The sequence below is a fragment of the Pseudomonas sp. NPDC086581 genome (genome assembly GCF_044746165.1).
In the GTDB taxonomy this organism is placed as follows: domain Bacteria; phylum Pseudomonadota; class Gammaproteobacteria; order Pseudomonadales; family Pseudomonadaceae; genus Pseudomonas.
In genome coordinates this window covers 97,506-119,037 of record NZ_JBIVBR010000004.1, presented here as the reverse complement: position 1 = coordinate 119,037, position 21,532 = coordinate 97,506, and the positions used below count along the sequence as shown (strand labels likewise).

The 21,532-nt window shown below is 65.7% G+C and carries 17 protein-coding genes and 1 pseudogene; 6 read left to right on the top strand and 12 right to left on the bottom strand.

Going from position 1 to position 21,532, the window contains the following annotated elements:
- Positions 1-82: 82 nt before the first annotated feature.
- The 7 genes from ACIPK7_RS10275 to ACIPK7_RS10245 all read right to left on the bottom strand — a co-directional run bounded on the left by ACIPK7_RS10275 (position 83) and on the right by ACIPK7_RS10245 (position 7,990).
- Complete coding sequence (locus ACIPK7_RS10275) at positions 83-835, bottom strand: methyl-accepting chemotaxis protein (protein ID WP_401087813.1); 753 nt, start codon at positions 833-835, stop codon at positions 83-85.
- 855 nt (positions 836-1,690) lie between these two features.
- Positions 1,691-3,049: an 8-oxoguanine deaminase gene (locus tag ACIPK7_RS10270; RefSeq protein WP_192432430.1), complete on the bottom strand. Its 1,359-nt coding sequence runs from the start codon at positions 3,047-3,049 to the stop codon at positions 1,691-1,693.
- Positions 3,050-3,201: 152 nt separating this feature from the next.
- Positions 3,202-3,885, bottom strand: coding sequence for an SDR family oxidoreductase (locus ACIPK7_RS10265; protein ID WP_192432429.1), 684 nt, complete (start codon positions 3,883-3,885; stop codon positions 3,202-3,204).
- Between the two features lie 41 nt (positions 3,886-3,926).
- Complete coding sequence (locus tag ACIPK7_RS10260) at positions 3,927-4,727, bottom strand: ABC transporter permease (RefSeq protein ID WP_192432428.1); 801 nt, start codon at positions 4,725-4,727, stop codon at positions 3,927-3,929.
- Positions 4,724-5,341, bottom strand: coding sequence for an ATP-binding cassette domain-containing protein (locus ACIPK7_RS10255; RefSeq protein ID WP_401087531.1), 618 nt, complete (start codon positions 5,339-5,341; stop codon positions 4,724-4,726). Before ACIPK7_RS10255 ends, ACIPK7_RS10260 begins: the two co-directional genes overlap by 4 nt.
- 190 nt (positions 5,342-5,531) lie before the next feature.
- Entirely contained in the window at positions 5,532-6,839 is a 1,308-nt protein-coding gene (locus tag ACIPK7_RS10250; protein ID WP_401087529.1) for an MFS transporter, read from the bottom strand.
- A gap of 353 nt (positions 6,840-7,192) precedes the next feature.
- Complete coding sequence (locus ACIPK7_RS10245) at positions 7,193-7,990, bottom strand: AraC family transcriptional regulator (protein WP_401087811.1); 798 nt, start codon at positions 7,988-7,990, stop codon at positions 7,193-7,195.
- Positions 7,991-8,562: 572 nt separating this feature from the next.
- On the opposite strand from ACIPK7_RS10245, the gene ACIPK7_RS10240 reads away from it, so the two are divergent.
- The 4 genes from ACIPK7_RS10240 to ACIPK7_RS10225 all read left to right on the top strand — a co-directional run bounded on the left by ACIPK7_RS10240 (position 8,563) and on the right by ACIPK7_RS10225 (position 11,386).
- The gene (locus ACIPK7_RS10240) at positions 8,563-9,399 is read left to right on the top strand and encodes an outer membrane protein OmpK (RefSeq protein ID WP_192294201.1); all 837 of its coding nucleotides are present in this window, start codon (positions 8,563-8,565) and stop codon (positions 9,397-9,399) included.
- A gap of 189 nt (positions 9,400-9,588) precedes the next feature.
- Complete coding sequence (locus tag ACIPK7_RS10235; RefSeq protein WP_401087527.1) at positions 9,589-9,972, top strand: hypothetical protein; 384 nt, start codon at positions 9,589-9,591, stop codon at positions 9,970-9,972.
- Between the two features lie 158 nt (positions 9,973-10,130).
- Positions 10,131-10,799: a TetR family transcriptional regulator C-terminal domain-containing protein gene (locus ACIPK7_RS10230; protein ID WP_401087526.1), complete on the top strand. Its 669-nt coding sequence runs from the start codon at positions 10,131-10,133 to the stop codon at positions 10,797-10,799.
- The gene (locus ACIPK7_RS10225) at positions 10,796-11,386 is read left to right on the top strand and encodes an IMPACT family protein (protein ID WP_401087524.1); all 591 of its coding nucleotides are present in this window, start codon (positions 10,796-10,798) and stop codon (positions 11,384-11,386) included. Before ACIPK7_RS10230 ends, ACIPK7_RS10225 begins: the two co-directional genes overlap by 4 nt.
- Before the next feature lie 475 nt (positions 11,387-11,861).
- On the opposite strand, the gene ACIPK7_RS10220 is transcribed toward ACIPK7_RS10225, so the two are convergent.
- The 5 genes and pseudogenes from ACIPK7_RS10220 to xdhA all read right to left on the bottom strand — a co-directional run bounded on the left by ACIPK7_RS10220 (position 11,862) and on the right by xdhA (position 18,511).
- A complete protein-coding gene (locus tag ACIPK7_RS10220; RefSeq protein ID WP_401087809.1) occupies positions 11,862-12,590 on the bottom strand; it encodes a methyl-accepting chemotaxis protein in 729 nt (242 codons plus the stop codon).
- Positions 12,591-12,728: 138 nt separating this feature from the next.
- Positions 12,729-13,751: pseudogene (locus ACIPK7_RS10215) on the bottom strand (cache domain-containing protein); the annotation flags it as partial.
- A 146-nt stretch (positions 13,752-13,897) separates the two neighbouring features.
- Positions 13,898-14,758, bottom strand: coding sequence for a xanthine dehydrogenase accessory protein XdhC (gene xdhC / locus ACIPK7_RS10210; RefSeq protein WP_401087522.1), 861 nt, complete (start codon positions 14,756-14,758; stop codon positions 13,898-13,900).
- Positions 14,755-17,094: a xanthine dehydrogenase molybdopterin binding subunit gene (gene xdhB, locus ACIPK7_RS10205; RefSeq protein WP_401087520.1), complete on the bottom strand. Its 2,340-nt coding sequence runs from the start codon at positions 17,092-17,094 to the stop codon at positions 14,755-14,757. The genes xdhC and xdhB overlap by 4 nt, the downstream gene beginning before the upstream one ends.
- On the bottom strand, positions 17,087-18,511 hold the full coding sequence (xdhA, locus tag ACIPK7_RS10200; protein WP_401087518.1) for a xanthine dehydrogenase small subunit: 1,425 nt from the start codon (positions 18,509-18,511) through the stop codon (positions 17,087-17,089). The genes xdhB and xdhA overlap by 8 nt, the downstream gene beginning before the upstream one ends.
- Before the next feature lie 466 nt (positions 18,512-18,977).
- On the opposite strand from xdhA, the gene ahpC reads away from it, so the two are divergent.
- Both ahpC and ahpF read left to right on the top strand, forming a co-directional pair.
- Positions 18,978-19,541, top strand: a complete 564-nt coding sequence (ahpC, locus tag ACIPK7_RS10195) for an alkyl hydroperoxide reductase subunit C (protein WP_017517843.1) — start codon at positions 18,978-18,980, stop codon at positions 19,539-19,541.
- 261 nt (positions 19,542-19,802) lie between these two features.
- Positions 19,803-21,368, top strand: coding sequence for an alkyl hydroperoxide reductase subunit F (ahpF, locus tag ACIPK7_RS10190; protein WP_401087516.1), 1,566 nt, complete (start codon positions 19,803-19,805; stop codon positions 21,366-21,368).
- Positions 21,369-21,532 lie beyond the last annotated feature (164 nt).

Here is a 21,532-nt window from a genome sequence, read left to right as displayed (position 1 = left end):
TGGGCTCAGCCGATCAGAGCGAGGTTGGCCAAGTATTCGAAGACGGACTGCAGCATGTCGGGGCTCCTGCGTTGCCTTCAGGTCAGAACAGTTCCACCTCGCCAGCGCTCAGGCTGGTCTGGGCGACCGGGTTGCTCAGGGGGCGGCCGAGCTCGGAGACTTCGCCGCGCAGGCGTTCGCTCCACTCGCCGGGCGGGCGGCCTTCCAGCGCTCCCAGGCCGACGGCGAGCGCGCCAAGGCGGGCGCTGTGCTTGCCGATCTGGCCGAGCAGCTGGCTGCTCATGTCCTGGAACTGCAGGGCGGTGACAGCGGCGTTGACGCCGTCGCCAACTTCCAGAGAAATGCGGTCCAGCTCCTGCACCACCTTCACGGTGTGCTGGTTCATGGTGTCGAGCTCGTCAAGCATGCGCTGGATCTTCTGGCGCGAATCCAGGGCGAAGGTCATGTCCTTGTCGGCCAGCTGGCTGATCGCGCCTTCGGCGTCCTTGATCTCGCGATAGACCACGTCGACGTGCTCGCGGATGGCCTGGGAGAAGTGCGTGGAGCGGGTCGACAGCGCGCGCACCTCGTCGGCCACCACGGCGAATCCACGCCCGCTTTCACCGGCGCGGGCGGCCTCGATGGCGGCGTTGAGTGCCAGCAGGTTGGTCTGCTTGGCGATGGCGTCCATGTCCTGGGTGGACTGCAGGATCTCGGCGATCTTGTGCGTCACGCGGTCCATGCGCTCCACCAGTTGCTGCGAGGTGCGGCTGGTCTCCAGGGTGGCTTCTACGAACAGCCCGAGGGTTTCCTGGGTGGCGTGGATGAAGCGCTGGAAGTCGATATCGCCGTCCATGTGGCCGCGCCCGTCGTAGCGCTCGATCAGCGAGTGGGACAGGCCGCGCTGGATGTCGATGCGCTCGGCGAGAGCGTGAAAGCTGTCGGTGAGCTGGCGGATAGCCTGGTGCAGGAGGTTGTCGATCTGGTGAGTGTGGCCGTTGAGCGAGGCCAGGTGGCCTTCCACGGCTTCCTGCAGGGGGAGCCAGTGCGGCAGCTCGTCGTTCTGCAGGGTGGTGGCCTGGGCGTCGACGGCGGTCTTGCTGGCGCCGCAGAGCAGGCTGCACAGCACCAGGCTGGAGACCCAGCCGATCGGCAGCATCCACCAGAACGGCACGCCGACCGCGCAGAGCCCGGCCACGACCGCCCAGGGCAAGGTCTGGATGACGAGGCGCCGCGGCCAATCCTGGCCGTTCTCTTGAACCGCCTGGGGGTTCAACTGTGAATCGCGCATTGAAGTGCACTCCATTGCCGGGCGCCGGTAACCGGGCCAAACGGCTGCTGACTACGTCTTGAGCAGGAATTCGGCCCGGCGATTTAAAACTAGAGGGCCTCTCTGTGATGTCAAATTGACGGCATTTTCCTGCCAACTGACAGCGGACCTTGATTTAGAGAGGTTTTTGCCGGAATGACGGTCCGTCATGACTGTCTGGCGGGCGACGGGCGGTAGGGCGCAGGCCTTGTGTGACGCGGGTTGTAGCGATTTTTCGATGGCAAAACGTGCCGGCTGGATTGGCATCCTGAGCCACGGTGAAGAGGTGAGACAGAGGTGGGTCGCAACCGCCTCCCGCTGAATCTCTTCCCCGCCCTCTCCCTGAAGGGAGAGGGCGGGGGAGAGGGGAGGCCCGAGCGCAGGATGCTCCCGGTCGGGGGCTTACAGCGTACCGAGCAGCTTGCGCGCCGCCTGGGTGTGGTCGGCGATCAGGCGCTTGAGGTCGAGGCCTTCGACTTCGCCGTCGATGACCCGCCAGGCGCCGCCGATCATGATCCGGTCGGCCTTGTCGGCACCGCACAGCAGCAGGGCCGAGAGCGGGTCGTGGCTGCCGGAGAAGCGCAGTTCGTCGAGCTTGAACAGGGCCAGGTCCGCCTGCTTGCCCACGGCCAGCTCGCCGATGTCGCTGCGGCCGATGAGCTTCGCTGAACCCTTCGTGGCCCAGCCCAGCGCGCGTTCCGGGGTGATCTGCTCGGCGCCGTAGCGCAGGCGTTGGATGTACAGCGCCTGGCGCGCTTCGAGGATCATGTTGGAGGCGTCGTTGGAGGCCGAACCATCCACGCCGATGCCCACCGGCGCGCCGGCGGCTTCCAGCGCCACGGTCGGGCAGATGCCCGAGGCGAGCCGCATGTTCGAGCTCGGGCAGTGGCAGACGCCGGTGCCGGCTTCGCCCAGGCGGCGGATTTCCTCGTCGTTGAAGTGGATGCCATGGGCCAGCCAGGTGCGCGGGCCGAGCCAGCCGACGCTGTCCAGGTAGTCCACGGTGCGCTGGCCGAAGCGCTGCAGGCAGAAGTCTTCCTCGTCGAGGGTTTCGGCGAGGTGGGTGTGCAGGCGCACGTCCTCGCGCTCGGCCAGTTCGGCGCTGGCGCGCATGATTTCTGGGGTGACCGAGAACGGTGAGCAGGGCGCCAGGGCGATCTGAACCTGGGCGCCTTCGCCGCGCTGGTGGTATTCGCGGATCAGGCGCTGGCTGTCTTCGAGGATGTCCTCGGCGCTCTGTACGGTCTGTTGCGGCGGCAGGCCGCCGTCGGCTTCGCCCAGGCTCATGGAGCCACGGGTGAGCATGGCGCGCATGCCCAGTTCCTGGACCACGCCGGCCTGCACGTCGATGGCCTGCTCCAGGCCGTCGGGGAACAGGTAGTGGTGGTCGGCGGCGGTGGTGCAGCCCGACAGCAGCAGTTCTGCCAGGGCGACCTTGGTGGCCACCCCGAGCTGCTCGGGAGTCAGGCGCGCCCACACCGGGTAGAGGGTCTTCAGCCAGGGGAACAACGGCTGGTTCACCACCGGCGCCCAGGCGCGTGTGAGGGTCTGGTAGAAGTGGTGATGGGTGTTGATCAGGCCGGGCGTCAGCACGTGCTGGCTGGCATCGAAGGTCTGCTGAACGGGAGCCGAGGGTTGCTGGCCGGCAGCGACCAGTTCGACGATGCGACCGTCTTGGACGACGATGCCGCCACGGGCGTCGAGGTCGTTGGCGGTGAAGATGGCCAGCGGGTTGCGCAGCCAGAGACGCGGGGAAGACATGGGTGAGTTCTCCAAACGGACGGAGCCGTTCGTAGCGAGCCGGCTCCATGGGGTCATGGGAAGCCAGCTCAGTGTTCACCCTGTCTGCTGATCCAGGTCCGCTGACCCGAGAGTCAGACGTGGGCGCATGGTAACGCCCACGGCGCGAGCCGTCACCAGACGATCGTCGTTCCCTGGTAGTCCAGGTAGAACTGCCCGCCGCGACCGGCGTGGCCTTCGACCTGATCGGCGAGGCCTTGCGCGCTGGTCTGCACGTCCAGCGGCGCGGACTCGCCGCCCATGTCGGTGCGCACCCAGCCCGGATGGAGGTTGAGCACGGTGATGCCGGTTCCGTCCAGTCCGGCGACGAAGCTGCGGGTCAGCGAATTGAGCGCCGCCTTACTCGCGCGATACAGCGCCATGCCGCCGGATTGGTTGCCGGCGACGCTGCCCAGCTCGGAAGTCATGAAGGCCAGTACGCCGTTGTCGGCATTCAGGCGCGGAAGCAGGCGCTCAGCCAGGCGCAGGGGGGCGACGGCGTTGATCATGAACAACTGGCCGACATCGCCGAGGCTGGCGTCGATGGTCGACTGGTGCGGCGGGCCGTAGATGCCGGCGTTGATGAAGACGAGGTCGAAGCTGGCGCCGGCCAAGGCTTCGGCGAGGCGGTCCTGGGACTGCGCATCGTCGAGCAGCAGGGACTCGACGCGCACCGGCAGAGCGGCCAGCTCACCGGCGTTGGCAGCATCGCGCACGGTGGCGGTGACGTCCCAGCCGCGCGCCAGCATTTCACGCACCAGGCCCAGGCCGAGGCCGCGCGAGGCGCCGATGATCAGGGCGGATTTGGCAGTGCTCATGGCGTTCTCCGGTGCCGTTGAAAAGTCCTCAGCATACGCGCTCAGTTCTCCGCGCGCAGGCGGTCCAGGCGCAAGCGATCACGCTCGTCGGTGAGCCGCCAGGCTGACAGCCAGACCGCACCGAGGGCCGTGGCGAAGCCGGCGCCTGCGAGCAGGAACATCAGCAGAATCTGGTAGCGCGCGGCGTCCAGCGGGTCCATGCCGGCAAGTATCTGGCCGGTCATGATCCCCGGCAGGGTGATGATCCCGGCGGCGGCCATCTGGTTCAGCGTCGGGATCATCCCGGTGTACAGCGCGTGGCGCAGCACACCGCCCAGCGCCGTGTAACGGTCGGCGCCCAGCGCCAGGCGCGCTTCGATGGCGGCGCGCTCGCGGGTGACGCTGGCAAAGACCTGGTTGAGCGCCAGGCTCGCGGCGTTCATCGCGGTGCCGAGGATGATGCCCACCAGCGGTATGGCATGGCGTGCGTCGTACCAGGGTTGCGGACGCAGGCTGCTGGCCAGGGCGAACAGGGCGATACCTAGGGTGGCGACGCCCACCGTGCCGCCGCCGATGCCCAGATGCCAGAAGCCGGCGAGGCGCCGCCGCTGCCGCGAGCCGACCTCGAAGGTGGCAGCGGTGAGCATGCCCGCCACGACCAGGGCGGTCAGCCAGGGCGAGGACAGGGCGAACACCTGGCGCAGGAACAATCCCACCAGCACAAGCTGCACCACCAGGCGCACGGCAGAGACCAGCAGCGTGCGTTGCAGGCCCAGGCGCAGCGCCCAGGACAGCGCGGCGGCGACGACGATCAGCAGGGCGGCGACGGCCAGTTCAGGAAGACTCAGCTGGATCGGCGTCATTGGGCGACCTCGCGTAGGCCCTGGCTGTCCAGCTGTAGCCGCGCATCCGCCAGGCGCCGAGCCTGTTCCGAATCGTGGCTCACCAGCAAAAGACCCGTGCCTTGCGCCTGCAAGCGCTTGAGCAGTTGTTCGACGCCGTCGCGGCTGGCTGGATCGAGCGCCGCCGTCGGTTCGTCCAGGAGCAGAAAGCGAGGGTTCTGTACGACTGCCCGGAGCAATGCCAGGCGCTGGCGTTCGCCGGTGGAGAGTTGCAGGACCTGGGCCTGCAGAAGCGCCGGGTCGAGGTTCACCTGTGGCAGCAACGGGCGCACGGCATCGAGGTCGGTGAAGTGCGCGGCGACGTCGTCCTCCCACCAGCCGGACTCGGCTGCCAGGTAGGTCACCAGGCGCCGCCAGCTGGAGGCTGGCACGCTTTCGCGGCTGATCCCGGCAAGGCTGACGCGGCCCTGGTTCGGGTCGAGGTCGGCGAGCATGCGCAGCAGAAGGCTCTTGCCGATGCCCGAGGGCCCGCTGAGCACTGTGCAGCAGCCGGGAGGCAGGTCGAGATCGAAGGGGCCGCTGTGAGCGCCGCGCAGCTCGCGGGCCTGTAGCGGGCCTTGAGGAATCTGCTTCATGGACAGGTTTCAACGCAGAAGATGATGGCGAGCATAACGTAGGCGCACAACCGTTCGCGGTTATACGCCGACACTTCTCTGCCTGGTGGCGAACCGTCTATCGCCTGAAGCGACAAGGCCCGGCAGATGCCGGGCCTTGTGGATAAAAAGCCCCGCAGAGTGTGCGGCGGGGCCTGGGCAAGCAGCCCAATCAGTCGGTGGTGATCTTCGAGTGTTTCTGGGTGTCCTTCATGGTCACGTACACCAGCAGCGAGCAGGCGATGCACGCGGTGACGTACCAGTAGAAGCCGCTCTCCATGCCGATGCTCTTGAACCACAGCGCCACGTACTCGGCGGTGCCGCCGAAGATGGACACGGTCAGCGCGTACGGCAGGCCCACGCCCAGGGCGCGGATCTCGGTGGGGAACAGCTCGGCCTTCACCACGGCGTTGATCGAGGTGTAGCCGCTGACGATGATCAGCGCGGCCATGATCAGGAAGAACGCGCCCCACCAGGTATCGATGGTGTGCAGGGTGCTGAGGATCGGGTAGGTGAAGATCGTGCCCAGCACGCCGAAGGCGATCAGGATCGGGCGACGGCCGATCTTGTCCGACAGCGCGCCGACCAGGGGTTGCAGCAGCATGAACAGGAACAGCGTGGCCGCTGAAATCATGGTGGAGTCGTTCTTGCTCATCCCCACCGTGTTCACCAGGTACTTCTGCATGTAGGTGGTGTAGGTGTAGAAGGCCAGTGTGCCGCCCATGGTCAGGCCGACCACGGTCAGGACTTCCTTGGGATGGCGCATCAGCGAGCGCATCAGGCTTTCCTTGGGCTCTTCCTTCTTGGTGGTGAAGGACTCGGTCTCTTCCATGCCGCGACGCAGGAACATGGCGACGACCGCGCACAGCGCGCCAATGAAGAACGGCACACGCCAGCCCCAGCTTTCCAGCTGCTCGGTGGTCAGGGTCTGCTGCAGCACGATCAGCACCGCCAGGGCGATGAGCTGGCCGGAGATCAGGGTCACGTACTGGAAGCTGGAGAAGAAGCCGCGTTGCTCCTTGTTGGCCATCTCACTCAGGTAGGTAGCGGAAGTGCCGTATTCGCCGCCGACCGACAGGCCCTGCAGCAGGCGCGCGAGCACCAGCAGGATGGGGGCGCCGACGCCGATGGTTTCATAGCTGGGGGTCAGGGCGATGATCAGTGAGCCGAAGCACATCAGCAGGACCGAGGCCAGCAGCGCCGCCTTGCGGCCCTTGCGGTCGGCATAGATACCCATCAGCCAGCCGCCGATCGGGCGCATCAGGAAGCCCACGGCGAAGATTGCGGCGGTGTTCAGCAACTGGGCGGTCATGTCGCCCTGGGGGAAGAACGCCTTGGCGAAGTACAGCGAGAAGGCGGCGTAGACGTACCAGTCGTACCACTCGACCAGGTTGCCGACCGAACCACTGAAGATCGATTTGATGCGCTGGGAAGTCGTGCGGGGTGCGGCAGAAGCGGAGACGGCGCTTGCGCTATCCATGGGTATTCCTCTTGTCGTTGTTGTCGTCAGGCGTGCGGACTACTTGAAACGTCACGCCGGCGCGCCGCGAGGGCGGCGCAGTGTCGAGGGCGATAGCAGGCAGCGTGCCAAGGCGCGAAAGCCGCGTGGCAGAAGGGTTTCAGCCATTTTGAGAGAGACGCCGGCAGGCGAAGCGGCGCCGATTGTGGTGGGTGTTGAGCGGAAATCCGCCGATTGCTGGGCTGCCTGTAGGAACGAGGGGGGCGCCTAGCTCTTGCTCGCGAACGAATTTCCCGGCTGCACCGGCGTTGGGCGGTTCGCGAGCAAGCTCGCTCCTACAAAAGGCGCCTCGGCGTGGCTTGTGCCCGCACGGTCTACCGCTGGCGGAACAGATCTCCCGGCGTAAACCCGAACAACCCCTTGAACGACGCGATGTACGCCGAGGTCGAGTCATACCCGCAATCCAGCGCTGCCGCCGTCACGCTGTCGCCGGCCTCGAGCGAACCGAGGGAGGCGAGCAGGCGCTGGCGCTGGCGCCACAGGCGGAAGGTCATGCCGGTTTCGCGCTGGAACAGCCGCGACAAGGTCTTCTCCGAGGTGCCGATGCGCTGCGCCCAGTCGCCCAGGGTATGGCTGTCGGTAGGGTGGTCGATCAGTGTCTGGCACAACTGCAGCAGCCGGCCCTCCTGCGGCATCGGCAGGGAGAAGGCGACCTCCGGCAGATCGCGCAGTTGGTCCAGCAGCACTTCCACCAGCCGTGATTCGGCGCTGTCGCCCTGTGGATAATCCACCGGCAGCTCGCAGAAGCTCTTGATCAGCTCGCGCGCCAGCGGCGTCACCTCCAGTACCCGGCAGCGGTCGGGCGCCCATCGGCAGGCGTCGTCGCGGATGTACAGGCTGCGCATTTCCGCCTGAGTCGAGGTCACCACTTCATGGTCGAGGAAGGCTGGAATCCAGATCGCCCGCTGCGGTGGTGCGAAGAAGCTGCCTTCGGCCGTGTGTACACCCAGCACCCCGGTGATGGCGTAGGACAGCTGCACCCAGGCGTGATGGTGCTTGCTGGTCCACGAACCCGCGCGCAACCGCTCGGCGCGCGCATAGACCGGTCGCGGCAGGCGATCGAGCACCGGGATAAGGCGTTGCAGTTCGGGAGCTTGTCCTTTCATCGCTATAACTTTGGAAAGTATCGCTGGAGAATCAGAGTCTGGCAGGCTGCTCCGTCTGCCTCAAGCCGGATCAGAGCTGTTGCCGACCCGAACGGCGGCGTTCGAGCCATGAAGCAGGCATCCGACAGACCGACCGCCGGGCGGTCCGAGGCACTTTGGCAGGTGTGGTGAAGGCCCTTGTCTGGCATCATCCGCGCCCGGAAAAACGCGTGGTGTGTTCCGACGGCTGTTGTGTAGATTTCCCACAAGATAGTTGTATACAGAATTTGCGTTGATTCGTTTCAACACAAAGAGGTCATGTATCCAATCTTCTGGTCGGCGATCGCCATTGCGGTGCCTCCTGTTGGGGCCGATGCCCTCCAATCAGGCGAAGTTGTCCTGTGAGTCAGGAAATGGCCCGTCCCGTGCACCTGCGTCTTCCCTGCCAAAGGAGCGGACCTGAAGGGGTTCGTCATAAAAGTGGAACATCTGGTCAGGATTGGCGCCAATCTTGCTTTTCCTCGCCAGGCCTGACCGACCGGACAGGTTCCACCGACAATTAAAAAACGCAACACGACTGCACTGATTAGGAGCAACGCATGACTCGCACTCTCGCATCCCTGCTGCTCGCCGGCGGGCTGCTCGCGGCCGGGCAGGCCATGGCTGGCGGTGAAGACCTGACACCGGCGCCGGCTTCCAACGACGGCCCGCTGATCTGGCACAACGAAAGCCTGACCTACCTGTGGGGCAAGAACTTCAAGGTAGACCCGCCGATCCAGCAGACCTTCACCTTCGAGAGCGCGAGCGCCTGGACCTGGGGCGACATCTGGTTCTTCGTCGACCAGATCAACTACAACGGCAAGGAAAGCGCCACCAACGGCAAGAACACCTACTACGGTGAGTTCAGCCCGCGCCTGTCGTTCGGCAAGATCACCGGCACCGATCTGTCCTTCGGCCCGGTCAAGGACGTGCTGCTGGCGACCACCTACGAATTCGGCGAAGGCGACGTCGAGTCCTACCTGGTCGGTCCGGGCTTCGACCTGGCGCTGCCGGGCTTCGACTACTTCCAGCTGAACTTCTACTACCGCAAGCCCGACGGCAACCGCGTGCCGTCCGGCGCCTGGCAGATCACCCCGGCCTGGGCCATGACCTTCCCGGTGGGTAATTCCGACATTCTGTTCGATGGCTTCATGGACTGGGTCGTCAACAACAAGGACGCCAGCTCCAGCCACCGCAACCAGTCGGACTACCACGCCAACCTGCACTTCAACCCGCAGCTGAAGTACGACCTGGGCAAGTCGCTGGGCTACGAAGCCAAGCACCTGTATGTGGGTATCGAGTACGACTACTGGTCCGACAAGTACGGCATCAAGGATTCGCAGTACTTCACCACCGACCAGAACACCGTGAGCGCGCTGGTCAAGTACCACTTCTGATGTTCCCGACGACCCCGCCGCCTGGCGGGGTTGTTCTTTCCCGCGGTCTTCGCCTGATTCGCTTCCCTCTGTTTTTCCCGCAAGACTTTCAGAAATGGCTGACATTTGACCCGGTCCCCGGCCAATTGGCCTCGCGGGAGCGAGGCACTAGCGTTGCATCTCTTTAGCTTCACCAAGGAGATGTGAGCCATGAAGAAACTGTTGATCGCGGCCGTCGTCGCGAGTATTTGCACCCCGGTGCTGGCGGCGGAGCCCGGCGCGATCCAGCCGCTGGAGAGCTACCGGCACAAGCAGGGCTTCTACCAGAGCACCGAGATGCGCCCGATTCTCAAGCCCGCCGTGGCTGAAACGGGCACCAATACCGGTGCTGCCGCTGTGGGTGGTGGCGCTGCTGCCGCTGCCGTTCCGGCCGCTGGCGCATCGTTGGGCCTGGCCACGCCGCTGGTGGGTTCGCTCACCGTCGGCGCAGCCGTGGGTATCGGTGCTGCGGTGGTTGCCGTTGGCGCGGCCGTTGGCAACCATGGCGGTGGTGGGCACCACAGCACTTCCGGCACCACCGGCACCACTCGCTGACGTTGACGCCCGGCCTGCGCCGGGACGTTACCGCCGATGGCAGGAACCGGCCGCCGTGAGGGAGCCGGTTCCTGCCATTTTTCACGCATCGCGCTTGAATCCCGCTACCCGCCTGGGTTATCCATGCAGCGCCCCCGCTCAATGCACGGACATCCCGCATGACCCTCCAGGTACCCGCCCATACCGCGCCCCACGGCGAAAAGCCCGCCGGCCGCATTCGCCAGAAGAACGAGGAAGCCATCCTCGCCGCCGCCGAGGAGGAGTTCGCCCGCCACGGCTTCAAGGGCACCAGCATGAACACCATCGCCCAGCGCGTCGGCCTGCCCAAGGCCAACCTGCATTACTACTTCAGCAACAAGCTGGGGCTGTACGTGGCGGTGCTGAGCAACATCCTCGAGTTGTGGGACAGCACCTTCAACCACCTGACCGTGGACGATGATCCAGCCGTCGCGCTGGCGACCTACATCCGCGCCAAGATGGAATTTTCCCGCCGCTACCCGCAGGCCTCGCGGGTGTTCGCCATGGAGATCATCAGTGGCGGCGAATGTCTCTCCGAGCATTTCAGCCAGGACTATCGCACCTGGTTCGCCGGCCGCGCCGCCGTGTTCCAGGCCTGGATCGACGCCGGCAAGATGGATGCCGTCGCCCCGGTGAACCTGATCTTCCTGATCTGGAGCAGCACCCAGCACTACGCCGACTTCGCCACCCAGATCGGCTTCGTCACCGGCCGCAAACGCCTGTCCAAACAGGACTTCAGCGATGCCAGCGACAATCTCATCCGCATCATCCTCAAGGGTTGCGGGCTGACGCCGCCGGCTTCGGTATGAGTTTCACCCTCGCCGGCCCCGCGGTTTACCAGGAAGACATCCGCAAGAGTCGCTTCCACTGCGTTGCCGCCCCCATCGCCAGCGAGGCAGAGGCCCAGGCCTTCCTTGCCGCCCATCGCGACCCCAGCGCCGGGCACAACTGCTGGGCCTGGAAGCTGGGCAACCAGTACCGCTTCAGCGACGACGGCGAGCCCGGCGGCACCGCCGGCCGGCCCATGCTGGTCGCCATCGAGGGGCAGGACATGGACCGCGTGGTCGTCGTGGTCAGTCGCTGGTTCGGTGGCATCAAGCTCGGCACCGGCGGCCTGGCCCGCGCCTATGGCGGCTGCGCGGCGAAGTGCCTGCAGGACGCCGAACGCATCGAACTGGTGCCCAGCCGCCGCCTGGCATTCGACTGCAGCTTCGCCGAGCACGCGCTGTTCAAGGTGCGAGTGCTGGCGCTCGGCGCCAGCGTCGAAGACGAAGCCTTTGGCGCGCAAGGCGTGCGCATGACGCTGAACCTGCCGAGCACCCAGGTCGAGCCGCTGCAGAAGCTGCTGGGCGACCTCAGCCGTGGTCGCGTGCGGGCGCAGTTGCTGGACGCCTGATTCTTCTCCCCAAACACCGTGGAACCGCCTGTGGATAACCTGTGGCAGGACCTCTGCTGCCCACGTACTTCGCAGTCTTCAGCGCCCCGCGTATTTTTTGATCAATTGCTGTCAGGCCTGTTGAGCAAAATATGAACAAGCTGTGGAAAAGGTGTGGGTGAAACTCCCCCTGAATGTCGTCAGACGCCACTTCTGACCACTCGGTGAATTATTCATTGGATTGATGCAGGGCTTGCAGGGCCTGGGCTCGGGCTTGTTGACGGATTCGCGGGCGGCGTCCGGAGGGGTGGGGGCAACTCTCTGGACAATCTGTGGGCAACTTGTGGGCAAGGTGTCTCGCTGGCGAGACACCTCGTGCGCTGATCGGTCGTCATCACCCGCCAGGCATAGCGAAAAGCCCGCCGCTTCGCTTGGAAAATCTGTGGGTAACTCTGGGGAAAAGGCGCCGGCACGAGGCCGGCGCCAGAGCCGCCGTTCAAAGGCGGAACTGCGCCATCTGCCGTGCCAGGTCATCGGCCAGGTTGCGCAGCTCGCGGCACTGTTCTCGGCCGTGCTGCACTTCGCGGGTAGTGGCGTGGGCGAGGTCGGCGATGCCCTGCACGTTGCGGTTGATCTCCTCGGTCACCGCCGACTGTTCCTCGGTGGCCGTGGCAACCTGGTGGTTGATGTCGCTGATGCGCTCCACCTGGCCGGCGATGGCGCCCAGAGAGGCACCGGCCTGTTCGCTGGCGGCCAGGCTCTGCCCGGTGGTCTGCTGGCTGGACTGCATCGAGCGCACCGCGGCCTCCGCGCCGCCCTTCAGGCGCTGGATGATGGTGAGGATTTCGTCGGTTGAGCCCTGTGTGCGGCTCGCCAGCGTGCGGACCTCATCGGCCACCACGGCGAAGCCACGGCCCAGTTCCCCCGCGCGCGCCGCCTCGATGGCGGCGTTGAGGGCGAGCAGGTTGGTCTGCTCGGACACGCCACGGATCACCGCCAGCACCTGGTCGATGCTCGCCACCTGCCCCGCCAGCTCGCCCACGGCGCTAGCCGCTTCGCCGATCTCCCCGGACATGCGCTGGCCGACTTGCAGCGAGCCGCCGACCACGCGCCGTGCTTCGCCGGCTTCCTCACGCGCCTGCTGCGAGGCGCTGGCGGCCTGCTCGGCGTTGCGGGCGATTTCCTGCACCGTGCTGCCCATTTCGTTCACCGCCGTGGCGACCATGTCGGTCATCTCCTGCTGGCGGCCGGCGCGGTCGGCGGTGTTGTCCACCACCTGCGCCACTTCGCTGACAGTGCGCAGCAGTTGCTGGCTGGTGCCGAGTACGGCGCTGATCAGCGCGCGCTGGCCTTCGAGGAAGCGGTTAAAGCCACGGGCCAGGTCGCCCAGTTCGTCCGCGCGGCTGTCGTCCAGTCGGCGGGTGAGATCACCGCCGCCTCCGCCGATTTCCAGCAACGCGCGGGTGACCTGGCGGATCGGCCGGGCCAGGCTGCGCGCCATCAGCACCACCAGCGCCAGGCAGAGCAGGGCGACCAGGGCTCCGGCGAGGCCGGAGAAGGCCAGCGCCTCGCGGGCGTCGGCGTAGATTTCCGCTTCCGGTACTTCGCTCACCAGGGTCCAGCCCAGGTCATGCAGCGGCAGGCTGGCGGCCAGGTAGTCCTCGCCGTCGCGCTCGAAGCGGGCGCTGTGGAAGCCCTGCTGGCCGAGCAGCGCGCCAGCGGCGCTGGCGCCAATCAGGTCGCCGAGGCTGCGTCCCTTGGGCAGCGAGACGTCGGGATGGATCTGCACCTGGCCGTCGTTCTTCACCAGGTACACGCGCCCGGACTGGCCGAAGCGGAAGTCGCGGATCAGCGTCGACAGTTCGCGCATCTCCAGGCCCAGCCCGGCGATGCCCAGCAGCTTGCCGTCACGTTCCACGCGCTGGTCGATGAACAGCGCCAGTTCGCCGGTGCTGCCGTCGGTGTCGATGTTCCACATGCGTGGCTTGCCGCTGTCGATGAACTGGAAGTACCAACTGTCCTTCGGCTCGCTGCGGCTCAGCGTGCGCTCCTTGCCCTTGTCGCTGTAGTAGGCGCCGCTGGCGTTGGAGGTGATCAGCGCCGAGAAGGCCTTCTGCGACGCGCGGATGCCGCCCAGGTAGCGAGTGAATTCGGCCAGTTTCTCCGGGCTTTCGCCCGCGGCCAGCCAGTCCTGCACCAGGGTGTTGTCGGCGATGCCAGCTGCTGCGGTGATGGGGCCGGTTAGGCGTTTTTCGAAGTCGTTGGCGATCGCCCGGATGCTTGCCGGCAGCGCCTGGTCGAGCAGGTAGCGCTCACTGAGGCGGTTGACCAGCACGGCGTAGAGACCGAGAACGATGAGAAGGCTGATGAGCAGGGCGGCGCCCATGCTGAGGATGAGCTGGGTCTGGATACTTCGCAGGCGCATTTTCTTGTTTTCCTCCGAACGCACAACGAAACGCCCGCCAGTGGCGGGCGAAGAGACGGGGTCGTTGAGTGTATCGGCGGCAGCGGGGAAAACTGTTGTCCCACTGGTCAGGTTTTTGCGTCTTCTGATTCGTCGCTGCGCGCGCCCGGACTACAAAGCGCTGCCCATTCCACGCCTTCGCGCATCTTCCGGGCAGGAGCGTCCTGGTGATAGCGGGCGATGACCTGGGCGGCTACCGAGATGGCCACTTCCAGCGGGCGCTTGCCGGGGACTTCGGAGAGACCGATGGGACAATGCATCTGACCGATCACCTCCTGTGGATAACCATGCTGTTCCAGCCGCATCTGGAAGCGCCGGGCCTTGGTGCGCGAGCCGATCATGCCGAGGAAACCGGCATCGCCGCGCTTGAGCACCGCCTCGGCGATGGCGTAATCCAACGGGTGATTGTGGGTCATGACCAGGAAGTAGCTGCCCGGCGGTGCCTCGTGTACGGCGTCTTCCGGCTCTTCCAGCAGGCGCATGCGTACGCCCTCGGGAAGGGCCTGGGGAAACTCTGCCGCCCGACTGTCGACCCATTCCAGGCGCAGTGGCAGCCCCGCCAGCAGCGGTGCGAGGGCGCGGCCCACATGGCCGGCGCCGAACAGCACCACCTGCGGCCCGCGCTCGGCGAAGCATTCGAACAGCAGGCTGGCGCGCCCGCCGCAGCATTGGCCCAGCCGCGCGCCGAGGGGGAAGTGCTCCAGCGCCTGGCTGTCCTTGCCGGCCAGCAGCAGCTGGCGCGCGTGCTCGATGGCGGCGAATTCCAGATGGCCGCCGCCGATGGTGTCGAAGGCTTCCCCTGCAGTGACCAGCATCTTGCTGCCGGACTCGCGGGGCGTGGAGCCCTGCACGCCGATCACGGTGATCAGCACGTAGGGCTCGGCGCTGTCGCGCAGGCGGGCGATGGCGTCCATCCAAGTTCGGGTCATGCTCGGGTCTCCTTGCGCATCACCTCACAGGCCCAGAGTACCCGCTCCGGCGTCGCCGGCGTATCGAGATCGGGGCTCAGCCGGTAGTCGGCGAGGCTGGCGATGGCGTCGCGCATCGCCGACCACACCGAGATCGCCAGCATGAACGGCGGCTCGCCCACGGCCTTGGACAGGTACACGCTGTCTTCCTCGTTGGGGCGCTCGAACAGCGCCACGCGGAAGTCTTCCGGTACGTCGCTCACCGCCGGGATCTTGTAGGTCGCCGGGCCCACCGTGAGCAGCTTGCCGGTATGGTCCCAGCGCAGCTCCTCGGTGGTCAGCCAGCCCATGCCCTGGACGAAGCCGCCCTCGATCTGGCCGATGTCGATGGCTGGGTTCACGCTGCGGCCGACGTCGTGGAGGATGTCCACGCGCTGCACGCGGTATTCGCCGGTCAGGGTGTCGACCTCCACCTCGGACACCGCCGCGCCATAAGCGAAGTAGAAGAACGGGTGGCCCTGGCCCTTCTCGCGGTCGTAGAAGATTTTCGGCGTGCGGTAGAAGCCGGTGGCGGAGAGCTGGATGCGCGCGAAGTAGGCGGCCTGGATGACCTCGGTGAAGCCCAGGTGCTGCGCCCCGACGCTCACCCCGCCGTGCTCGAAACGTATCTCCTGCGGCTTCACCCCGTCGCGTTCGGCGAGGAAGTCGATCAGGCGCTTCTTCAGCGTGCGGGCGGCATCGCGGGCGGCCATGCCGTTCAGGTCGGTGCCGCTGGAGGCGGCGGTGGGCGAGGTGTTGGGTACCTTGTCGGTGCGCGTGGCGGTGATCACTACGCGCTCCAGCGGCAGCTGGAATTCCTCGGCGACGATCTGCGCGACCTTGGTGTTCAGGCCCTGGCCCATCTCGGTGCCGCCGTGGTTCAGCTGGATGCTGCCGTCGGTGTAGAGGTGGACCAGCGCGCCCGCCTGGTTGAGGTGCTGCGCGGTGAAGGAGATGCCGAACTTCACCGGCGTCAGCGCCAGGCCTTTCTTCAACACCGGGCTCCGCGCATTGAATTCATGGATCGCCAAGCGGCGCGCGGCATAGTCGCTGCTCCGCTCCAGCCGCGCGATCAGTTCGCCCAGCAGGTTGTGCTCGACCTTCTGGTGGTAGGGCGTCAGCTCCCGGCCCATTCCCCCGTAGAGATTGAGCTTGCGTACTTCGAGCGGGTCCTTGCCGACCGCGCGGGCGATGTCGTCCATCGCGCGCTCGATGATCATCATTCCCTGCGGCCCGCCAAAGCCGCGAAAGGCGGTGTGCGAGACGATGTTGGTGAAGCTGCGGTAGCCGGAGATCGCGACGTCGGGGATGAAGTAAGCGTTGTCGGCATGGAACATCGCGCGGTCGACGATGGCGTCGGAAAGGTCCGGCGAATGGCCGCAATCGCCCACGACCTCAAGCTGCGCGGCGAGCAGCCGGCCCTCGTCGTCGAAGCCGATGCGGTAGCGGTTGTGGAAGGGATGGCGCTTGCCGGTCAGGCGCATGTCGTCGGCGCGGGGCAGGCGCAGCTTCACCGCGCGGCCGGTCTTGCGTGCCAGCAGCGCGGCGAGGCAGGCGAAAGGCGCGGCCTGGGTCTCCTTGCCGCCGAAGCCGCCGCCCATGCGCCGCACTTCCACCGTGACCTTGGCCAGCGGGATCGCCAGCACTTCGGCCACCAGTTTCTGCACTTCGCTCGGGTGCTGGCTGGAGGTGTGCACCAGCATGCTGCCGTCGTCGCCGGGCAGAGCGAGCGAGGCCTGGCCTTCGAGGTAGAAATGCTCCTGGCCGCCGATGAACTGGCGGGCTTCCAGCACCTGAGGAGCGCTCTCCAGCGCTGTCTGCGCGTCGCCCCGGCGCATGTGGTGCGGCGGGCGCACGAAGCGTTCCTCGGCCTTGGCCCGCAGCGGGTCGATCAGCGGGTCTTCCTTCGCGTATTCGACTTTCGCCAGACGCACCGCGCGGCGCGCCTGGAGCAGGCTTTGCGCGGCTACTGCGAACAGCGCCTGGCCGTGGTATTTCACCCGCTCGCCGGCCAGCAGCGGGTCGCCGGGGAACACCGGGCCGATGTCGGTGTGGCCGGGCACGTCGTCCAATGTCAGAACCGCCACAACGCCAGGAGCGCTACGCACGGCGTCGAGGTCGAGGGAGAGCACCGCGCCGCAGGCGATTTCAGTCAGGCCGACGGCGGCGTGCAGCAGGTCGCGCGGCTCCTTCAGGTCGTCCACGTAGCGCGCGGCGCCGCTCACATGCAGTGCGGCGCTGTCGTGCTCGCGGGTCTCGCCTGCGCTATGGATGGCGACTGAGATGCCGTTGCCGGCCAGCGGTGGCAGGCTACGCATGGCGCACCTCCGCGGGGCTTGGGGTCCATTCCAGTAGTGCGCGCTGCAACAGGTTCTGCGCCACCTTCAGGCGATAGGCGGCGCTGGCGCGCAGGTCGTCGATGGGCTGGAAATCTTCCGGGATCGCGGCTTGGGCGGCGGCCACGGCTGCGGCGTCGAAAGGCCGGCCGCGCAGGGCTGTTTCGGTCTTTGCGCCGCGCAAGGGGGTAGCCGCCATGCCGCCGCAGGCAAGGCGCGCGTCAGTGACGATGCCGGCATCGTCGAAGTCCAGACGCAGGGCCAGGCAGACGGCGGAAATATCGTCGTCGCGGCGCTTGGAAATCTTGTCGACGCGGAACCGCTGGTTACCGCGCAGGCGCGGAATCAGCAGCGCTTCGATGTACTCGCCGGGTTGCAGCAATGTCTGGCTGTAGCCGGTGAAAAAGCTGTCGATGGCCACTTCGCGCACGGCTCCCGCCTTGCGCAGGCGTAGCCGGGCATCCAGCGCCAGCAGCACCGGCGGCATATCGCCGATGGGCGAGGCGTTGGCGATATTGCCGCCCAGGCTGCCGCGCTGGCGAATCTGCAGCGAGCCTAAGCGTTCGAGCAGGGCGGCGACGCCGGGGAATTCCTGCAGCGCTTCGAGGCAGTCGGTGTAGGTCCGCGCTGCGCCGATCAGCAGATATTCGGAATGGACTTCCAGGCGCTGCAGTTCGCTCACCCGGTCGAGGTGGATCAGCGCGGGAAAGGCCTTCAGGTTCTGCGTGGCTTCCAGCGCCAGGTCGGTGCCGCCGGCGATCAGCCGTGCCTGCGGATGACTTTGCAGCAGGGCGTCCAGTTCCTCCAGCGAGGCGGGTAGCCAAGCCTGTGCCTCGCCGTTGTGCAGCGCGCCGGCTGTGGGTATCTCCTGAAGACGGGCTACGGTCAGGGCGGTGTCCTGCTCGAAGCGGTCGTGGCAGGGCTGCCCGGCGATCTGTGTGGCAGCGTCGAGGATCGGCCGGTAGCCGGTGCAGCGACAGAGGTTGCCAGAGAGCGCGGTCAGTGCCGTCTCGCGGTCGTGCGGCAGCGGCGAGTGGCGCCATGCGAACAACGACATGACGATGCCCGACGTGCAGAAACCGCACTGCGAACCGTGGCAGTCCACCATCGCCTGCTGCACCGGGTGCAGTGCGCCGGGCTCGCCAAGATGCTCCACGGTCAGCACCTGGCGCCCGTGAACCGCACCCAGCAGCGTGATGCAGGCGTTCACCGCGCGGTAGCGCAACGCTTCGCCTTCGGGCTCCGCGAGTACCACGGTGCAGGCCCCGCAGTCGCCGGAGGCGCAGCCCTCCTTGGTGCCGGTGCGTGCGCGGTGGATGCGCAGGTAGTCGAGCAGGCTGGTTTCCGGAGCGAAGCCGTCGGCCTGGACCGTTTCGTCGCCGAGTAGGAACTGGATCATCGGGAGTCCTCGTCGTCATGCGTGCGGCCGTGCCGCTTCGCGAAGGCTGTCCGTAAACATCGAGAGCCGCGTGGCGAAGGGCTCTCTGGCACTAGCATAGGCTTGTGGGCAGGCTTGACCAGTGAGGCAGGAATCCGCCGCTTTCGACAATCTTCGAAGCGCCGTACGTCGCGAGTGGCGTTGTTCTCGCGACGCTTTCGGGCGAAGGTGGTTTGATCGGTGCGTCAGAGGATGGCTGAAAACCCACGGGCCAGACACCTCCTGCGACGCGTCCTGGCGTAGGAGGTGGGGATTCGCCTGATAGGAAACTTCTTCCTTTTATAGTTCTCTCCATAGAGAGACTCAATTTCCGTGATGCCCTAAATCAATGGGCATTCATTGTCATCAGGCGATAATCTTGCCCCTGTCGAATTTCAACCGATCGACCACTCGATTAAACGACAAACTCTCATTGAGGAATTGCCTAATGTCCCTGATCAACACCCCCGTTCAACCGTTCAAGGTCAACGCTTTCCATAACGGCAAGTTCATCGAAGTCACCGAAGAATCCCTCAAGGGCAAGTGGTCCGTTCTGATCTTCATGCCGGCAGCCTTCACCTTCAACTGCCCGACCGAGATCGAAGACGCCGCCAACAACTACGCCGAGTTCCAGAAGGCCGGTACCGAGGTCTACATCGTGACCACCGATACCCACTTCTCCCACAAGGTGTGGCACGAAACTTCCCCGGCCGTTGGCAAAGCCCAGTTCCCGCTGATCGGCGACCCGACCCACCAGCTGACCAACGCCTTCGGCGTACACATTCCGGAAGAAGGCCTGGCTCTGCGCGGCACCTTCGTGATCAACCCGGAAGGCATCATCAAGACCGTCGAAATCCACTCCAACGAGATCGCTCGTGACGTCGGCGAAACCCTGCGCAAGCTGAAAGCTGCCCAGTACACCGCCGCTCACCCGGGCGAAGTCTGCCCGGCCAAGTGGAAAGAAGGCGAGAAGACCCTGGCTCCGTCGCTGGACCTGGTCGGCAAGATCTAAAAACGGCCGGGAAGCTGTTGCGCAGCGCTCATGCTGCGTTGAAATCAGGCGCGGGCTTTGTCATTTACAATTTGTAAACTCCGCGCCCACGCCTGATTTCGCCTTGCCTGAGCGCTTGCTCACGACGCTTCCCAATCCGTTTTACGCAGTACCCCCGAGGATGCCTACCGGCATCCTCCCTACCAAAGCCAAAAGCGTGCGTAGGGTGGGCTGAAAAGCCTGCCGGGGAACCCCTTTGCTCAAATTCCGAGGATTTGAATCATGTTGGACGCCACTCTTAAAACCCAGTTGAAGGCCTACCTGGAAAAGGTCCAGCAGCCGTTCGAGATCGTCGCGTCCCTCGATGACAGCGACAAATCCCGCGAAATGAGCGAGCTGCTGCACGAAATCGTCGGCCTGACCGACAAGATCACCCTGCGTGAAGATGGCAGCGACGCTCGCAAGCCGTCCTTCTCGCTGAACCGTCCCGGGGCGAACATCGGCCTGGCTTTCGCCGGCATCCCCATGGGCCACGAATTCACCTCTCTGGTGCTGGCGCTGCTGCAGGTCGGCGGCCACCCGTCCAAGCTCGAAGCCGAAGTGATCGAGCAGATCAAGGGCATCCAGGGTTCGTTCGAGTTCGAAACCTACTTCTCGCTGTCCTGCCAGAACTGCCCGGACGTGGTCCAGGCGCTGAACCTGATGGCCGTGCTCAACCCGAACATTCGCCACGTCGCCATCGACGGCGCGCTGTTCCAGGAAGAAGTCGAGCGCCGCCAGGTGATGGCTGTCCCGAGCATCTACCTCAACGGTGAAGTGTTCGGCCAGGGCCGCATGGGCGTGGAAGAAATCCTCGCCAAGATCGACACTGGCGCCGCTGCCCGCGAAGCCGAGAAGCTGTCGGCGAAAGAAGAGTTCGACGTACTGGTCGTCGGCGGTGGCCCGGCTGGCGCTGCGGCGGCGATCTACGCCGCTCGCAAGGGCATCCGCACCGGCGTGGCGGCCGAGCGCTTCGGCGGCCAGGTGCTGGACACCATGGCGATCGAGAACTTCATCTCGGTGACCGAGACCGAAGGCCCGAAACTGGCCCGCCAGTTGGAGGAACACGTCAAGCACTACGACGTCGACATCATGAACCTGCAGCGAGCGAGCGCCCTGATTCCGGCGAAGACCCCCGGCGGCCTGCACGAAGTGCAGTTCGAGGGCGGCGGCAGCCTGAAGGCCAAGTCGCTGATCCTGGCCACCGGCGCCCGCTGGCGTGAAATGGGTGTCCCGGGCGAGAAGGAATACAAGGCCAAGGGCGTTTGCTTCTGCCCGCACTGCGACGGCCCGCTGTTCAAGGGCAAGCGCGTGGCGGTGATTGGCGGCGGCAACTCCGGCGTCGAAGCGGCCATCGACCTGGCCGGCATCGTGTCCCACGTGACCTTGCTGGAGTTCGACAGCAAGCTGCGCGCCGATGCTGTGCTGCAACGCAAGCTGTTCAGCCTGCCGAACGTGGACGTGATCACCAGCGCGCTGACCAGTGAAGTGAAAGGCGATGGCCAGAAGGTCACCGGCCTGGTCTACAAGGACCGCAACTCGGAGGAGTTCAAGTCCATCGACCTGGAAGGTATCTTCGTGCAGATCGGCCTGCTGCCCAACAGCGAATGGCTCAAGGGCACCATCGAGCTGACTCCGCGTGGCGAGATCATCGTCGATGCTCGCGGCGAGACTTCGCTGCCGGGCATCTTCGCCGCCGGTGACGTGACCACTGTTCCGTACAAGCAGATCGTGATTGCGGTCGGCGAAGGCGCCAAGGCGTCGCTCTCCGCCTTCGATCACCTGATCCGCTCCTCCGCGCCAGACTGATGACCTCGCGCTAGAGAAAGAAACGCCCGGTTCACGCGAGTGAACCGGGCGTTTTCTTTGGTGCGGGAAAAGCGTTCGCGAGCAATGACGATGGCGTCCCCCTCGCTCCTACGAAGAGCGATCGCTCGGATTCCCTGTAGGAGCGAGCTTGCTCGCGAACATCG

Coding starts and splice junctions, on each gene's coding strand:
- ACIPK7_RS10270 (WP_192432430.1), bottom strand. CDS start 3,049: ATGTCTTCCCCGCGTCTCTGGCTGCGCAACCCGCTGGCCATCTTCACC.
- ACIPK7_RS10250 (WP_401087529.1), bottom strand. CDS start 6,839: ATGGATAGCGCAAGCGCCGTCTCCGCTTCTGCCGCACCCCGCACGACT.
- ACIPK7_RS10235 (WP_401087527.1), top strand. CDS start 9,589: ATGAAGAAACTGTTGATCGCGGCCGTCGTCGCGAGTATTTGCACCCCG.
- ahpF (WP_401087516.1), top strand. CDS start 19,803: ATGTTGGACGCCACTCTTAAAACCCAGTTGAAGGCCTACCTGGAAAAG.
- ACIPK7_RS10240 (WP_192294201.1), top strand. CDS start 8,563: ATGACTCGCACTCTCGCATCCCTGCTGCTCGCCGGCGGGCTGCTCGCG.
- ahpC (WP_017517843.1), top strand. CDS start 18,978: ATGTCCCTGATCAACACCCCCGTTCAACCGTTCAAGGTCAACGCTTTC.
- ACIPK7_RS10255 (WP_401087531.1), bottom strand. CDS start 5,341: ATGAAGCAGATTCCTCAAGGCCCGCTACAGGCCCGCGAGCTGCGCGGC.
- xdhB (WP_401087520.1), bottom strand. CDS start 17,094: ATGCGTAGCCTGCCACCGCTGGCCGGCAACGGCATCTCAGTCGCCATC.
- ACIPK7_RS10225 (WP_401087524.1), top strand. CDS start 10,796: ATGAGTTTCACCCTCGCCGGCCCCGCGGTTTACCAGGAAGACATCCGC.
- ACIPK7_RS10275 (WP_401087813.1), bottom strand. CDS start 835: ATGGACGGCGATATCGACTTCCAGCGCTTCATCCACGCCACCCAGGAA.
- xdhA (WP_401087518.1), bottom strand. CDS start 18,511: ATGATCCAGTTCCTACTCGGCGACGAAACGGTCCAGGCCGACGGCTTC.
- xdhC (WP_401087522.1), bottom strand. CDS start 14,758: ATGACCCGAACTTGGATGGACGCCATCGCCCGCCTGCGCGACAGCGCC.
- ACIPK7_RS10265 (WP_192432429.1), bottom strand. CDS start 3,885: ATGAGCACTGCCAAATCCGCCCTGATCATCGGCGCCTCGCGCGGCCTC.
- ACIPK7_RS10260 (WP_192432428.1), bottom strand. CDS start 4,727: ATGACGCCGATCCAGCTGAGTCTTCCTGAACTGGCCGTCGCCGCCCTG.
- ACIPK7_RS10220 (WP_401087809.1), bottom strand. CDS start 12,590: ATGGTCGCCACGGCGGTGAACGAAATGGGCAGCACGGTGCAGGAAATC.
- ACIPK7_RS10230 (WP_401087526.1), top strand. CDS start 10,131: ATGACCCTCCAGGTACCCGCCCATACCGCGCCCCACGGCGAAAAGCCC.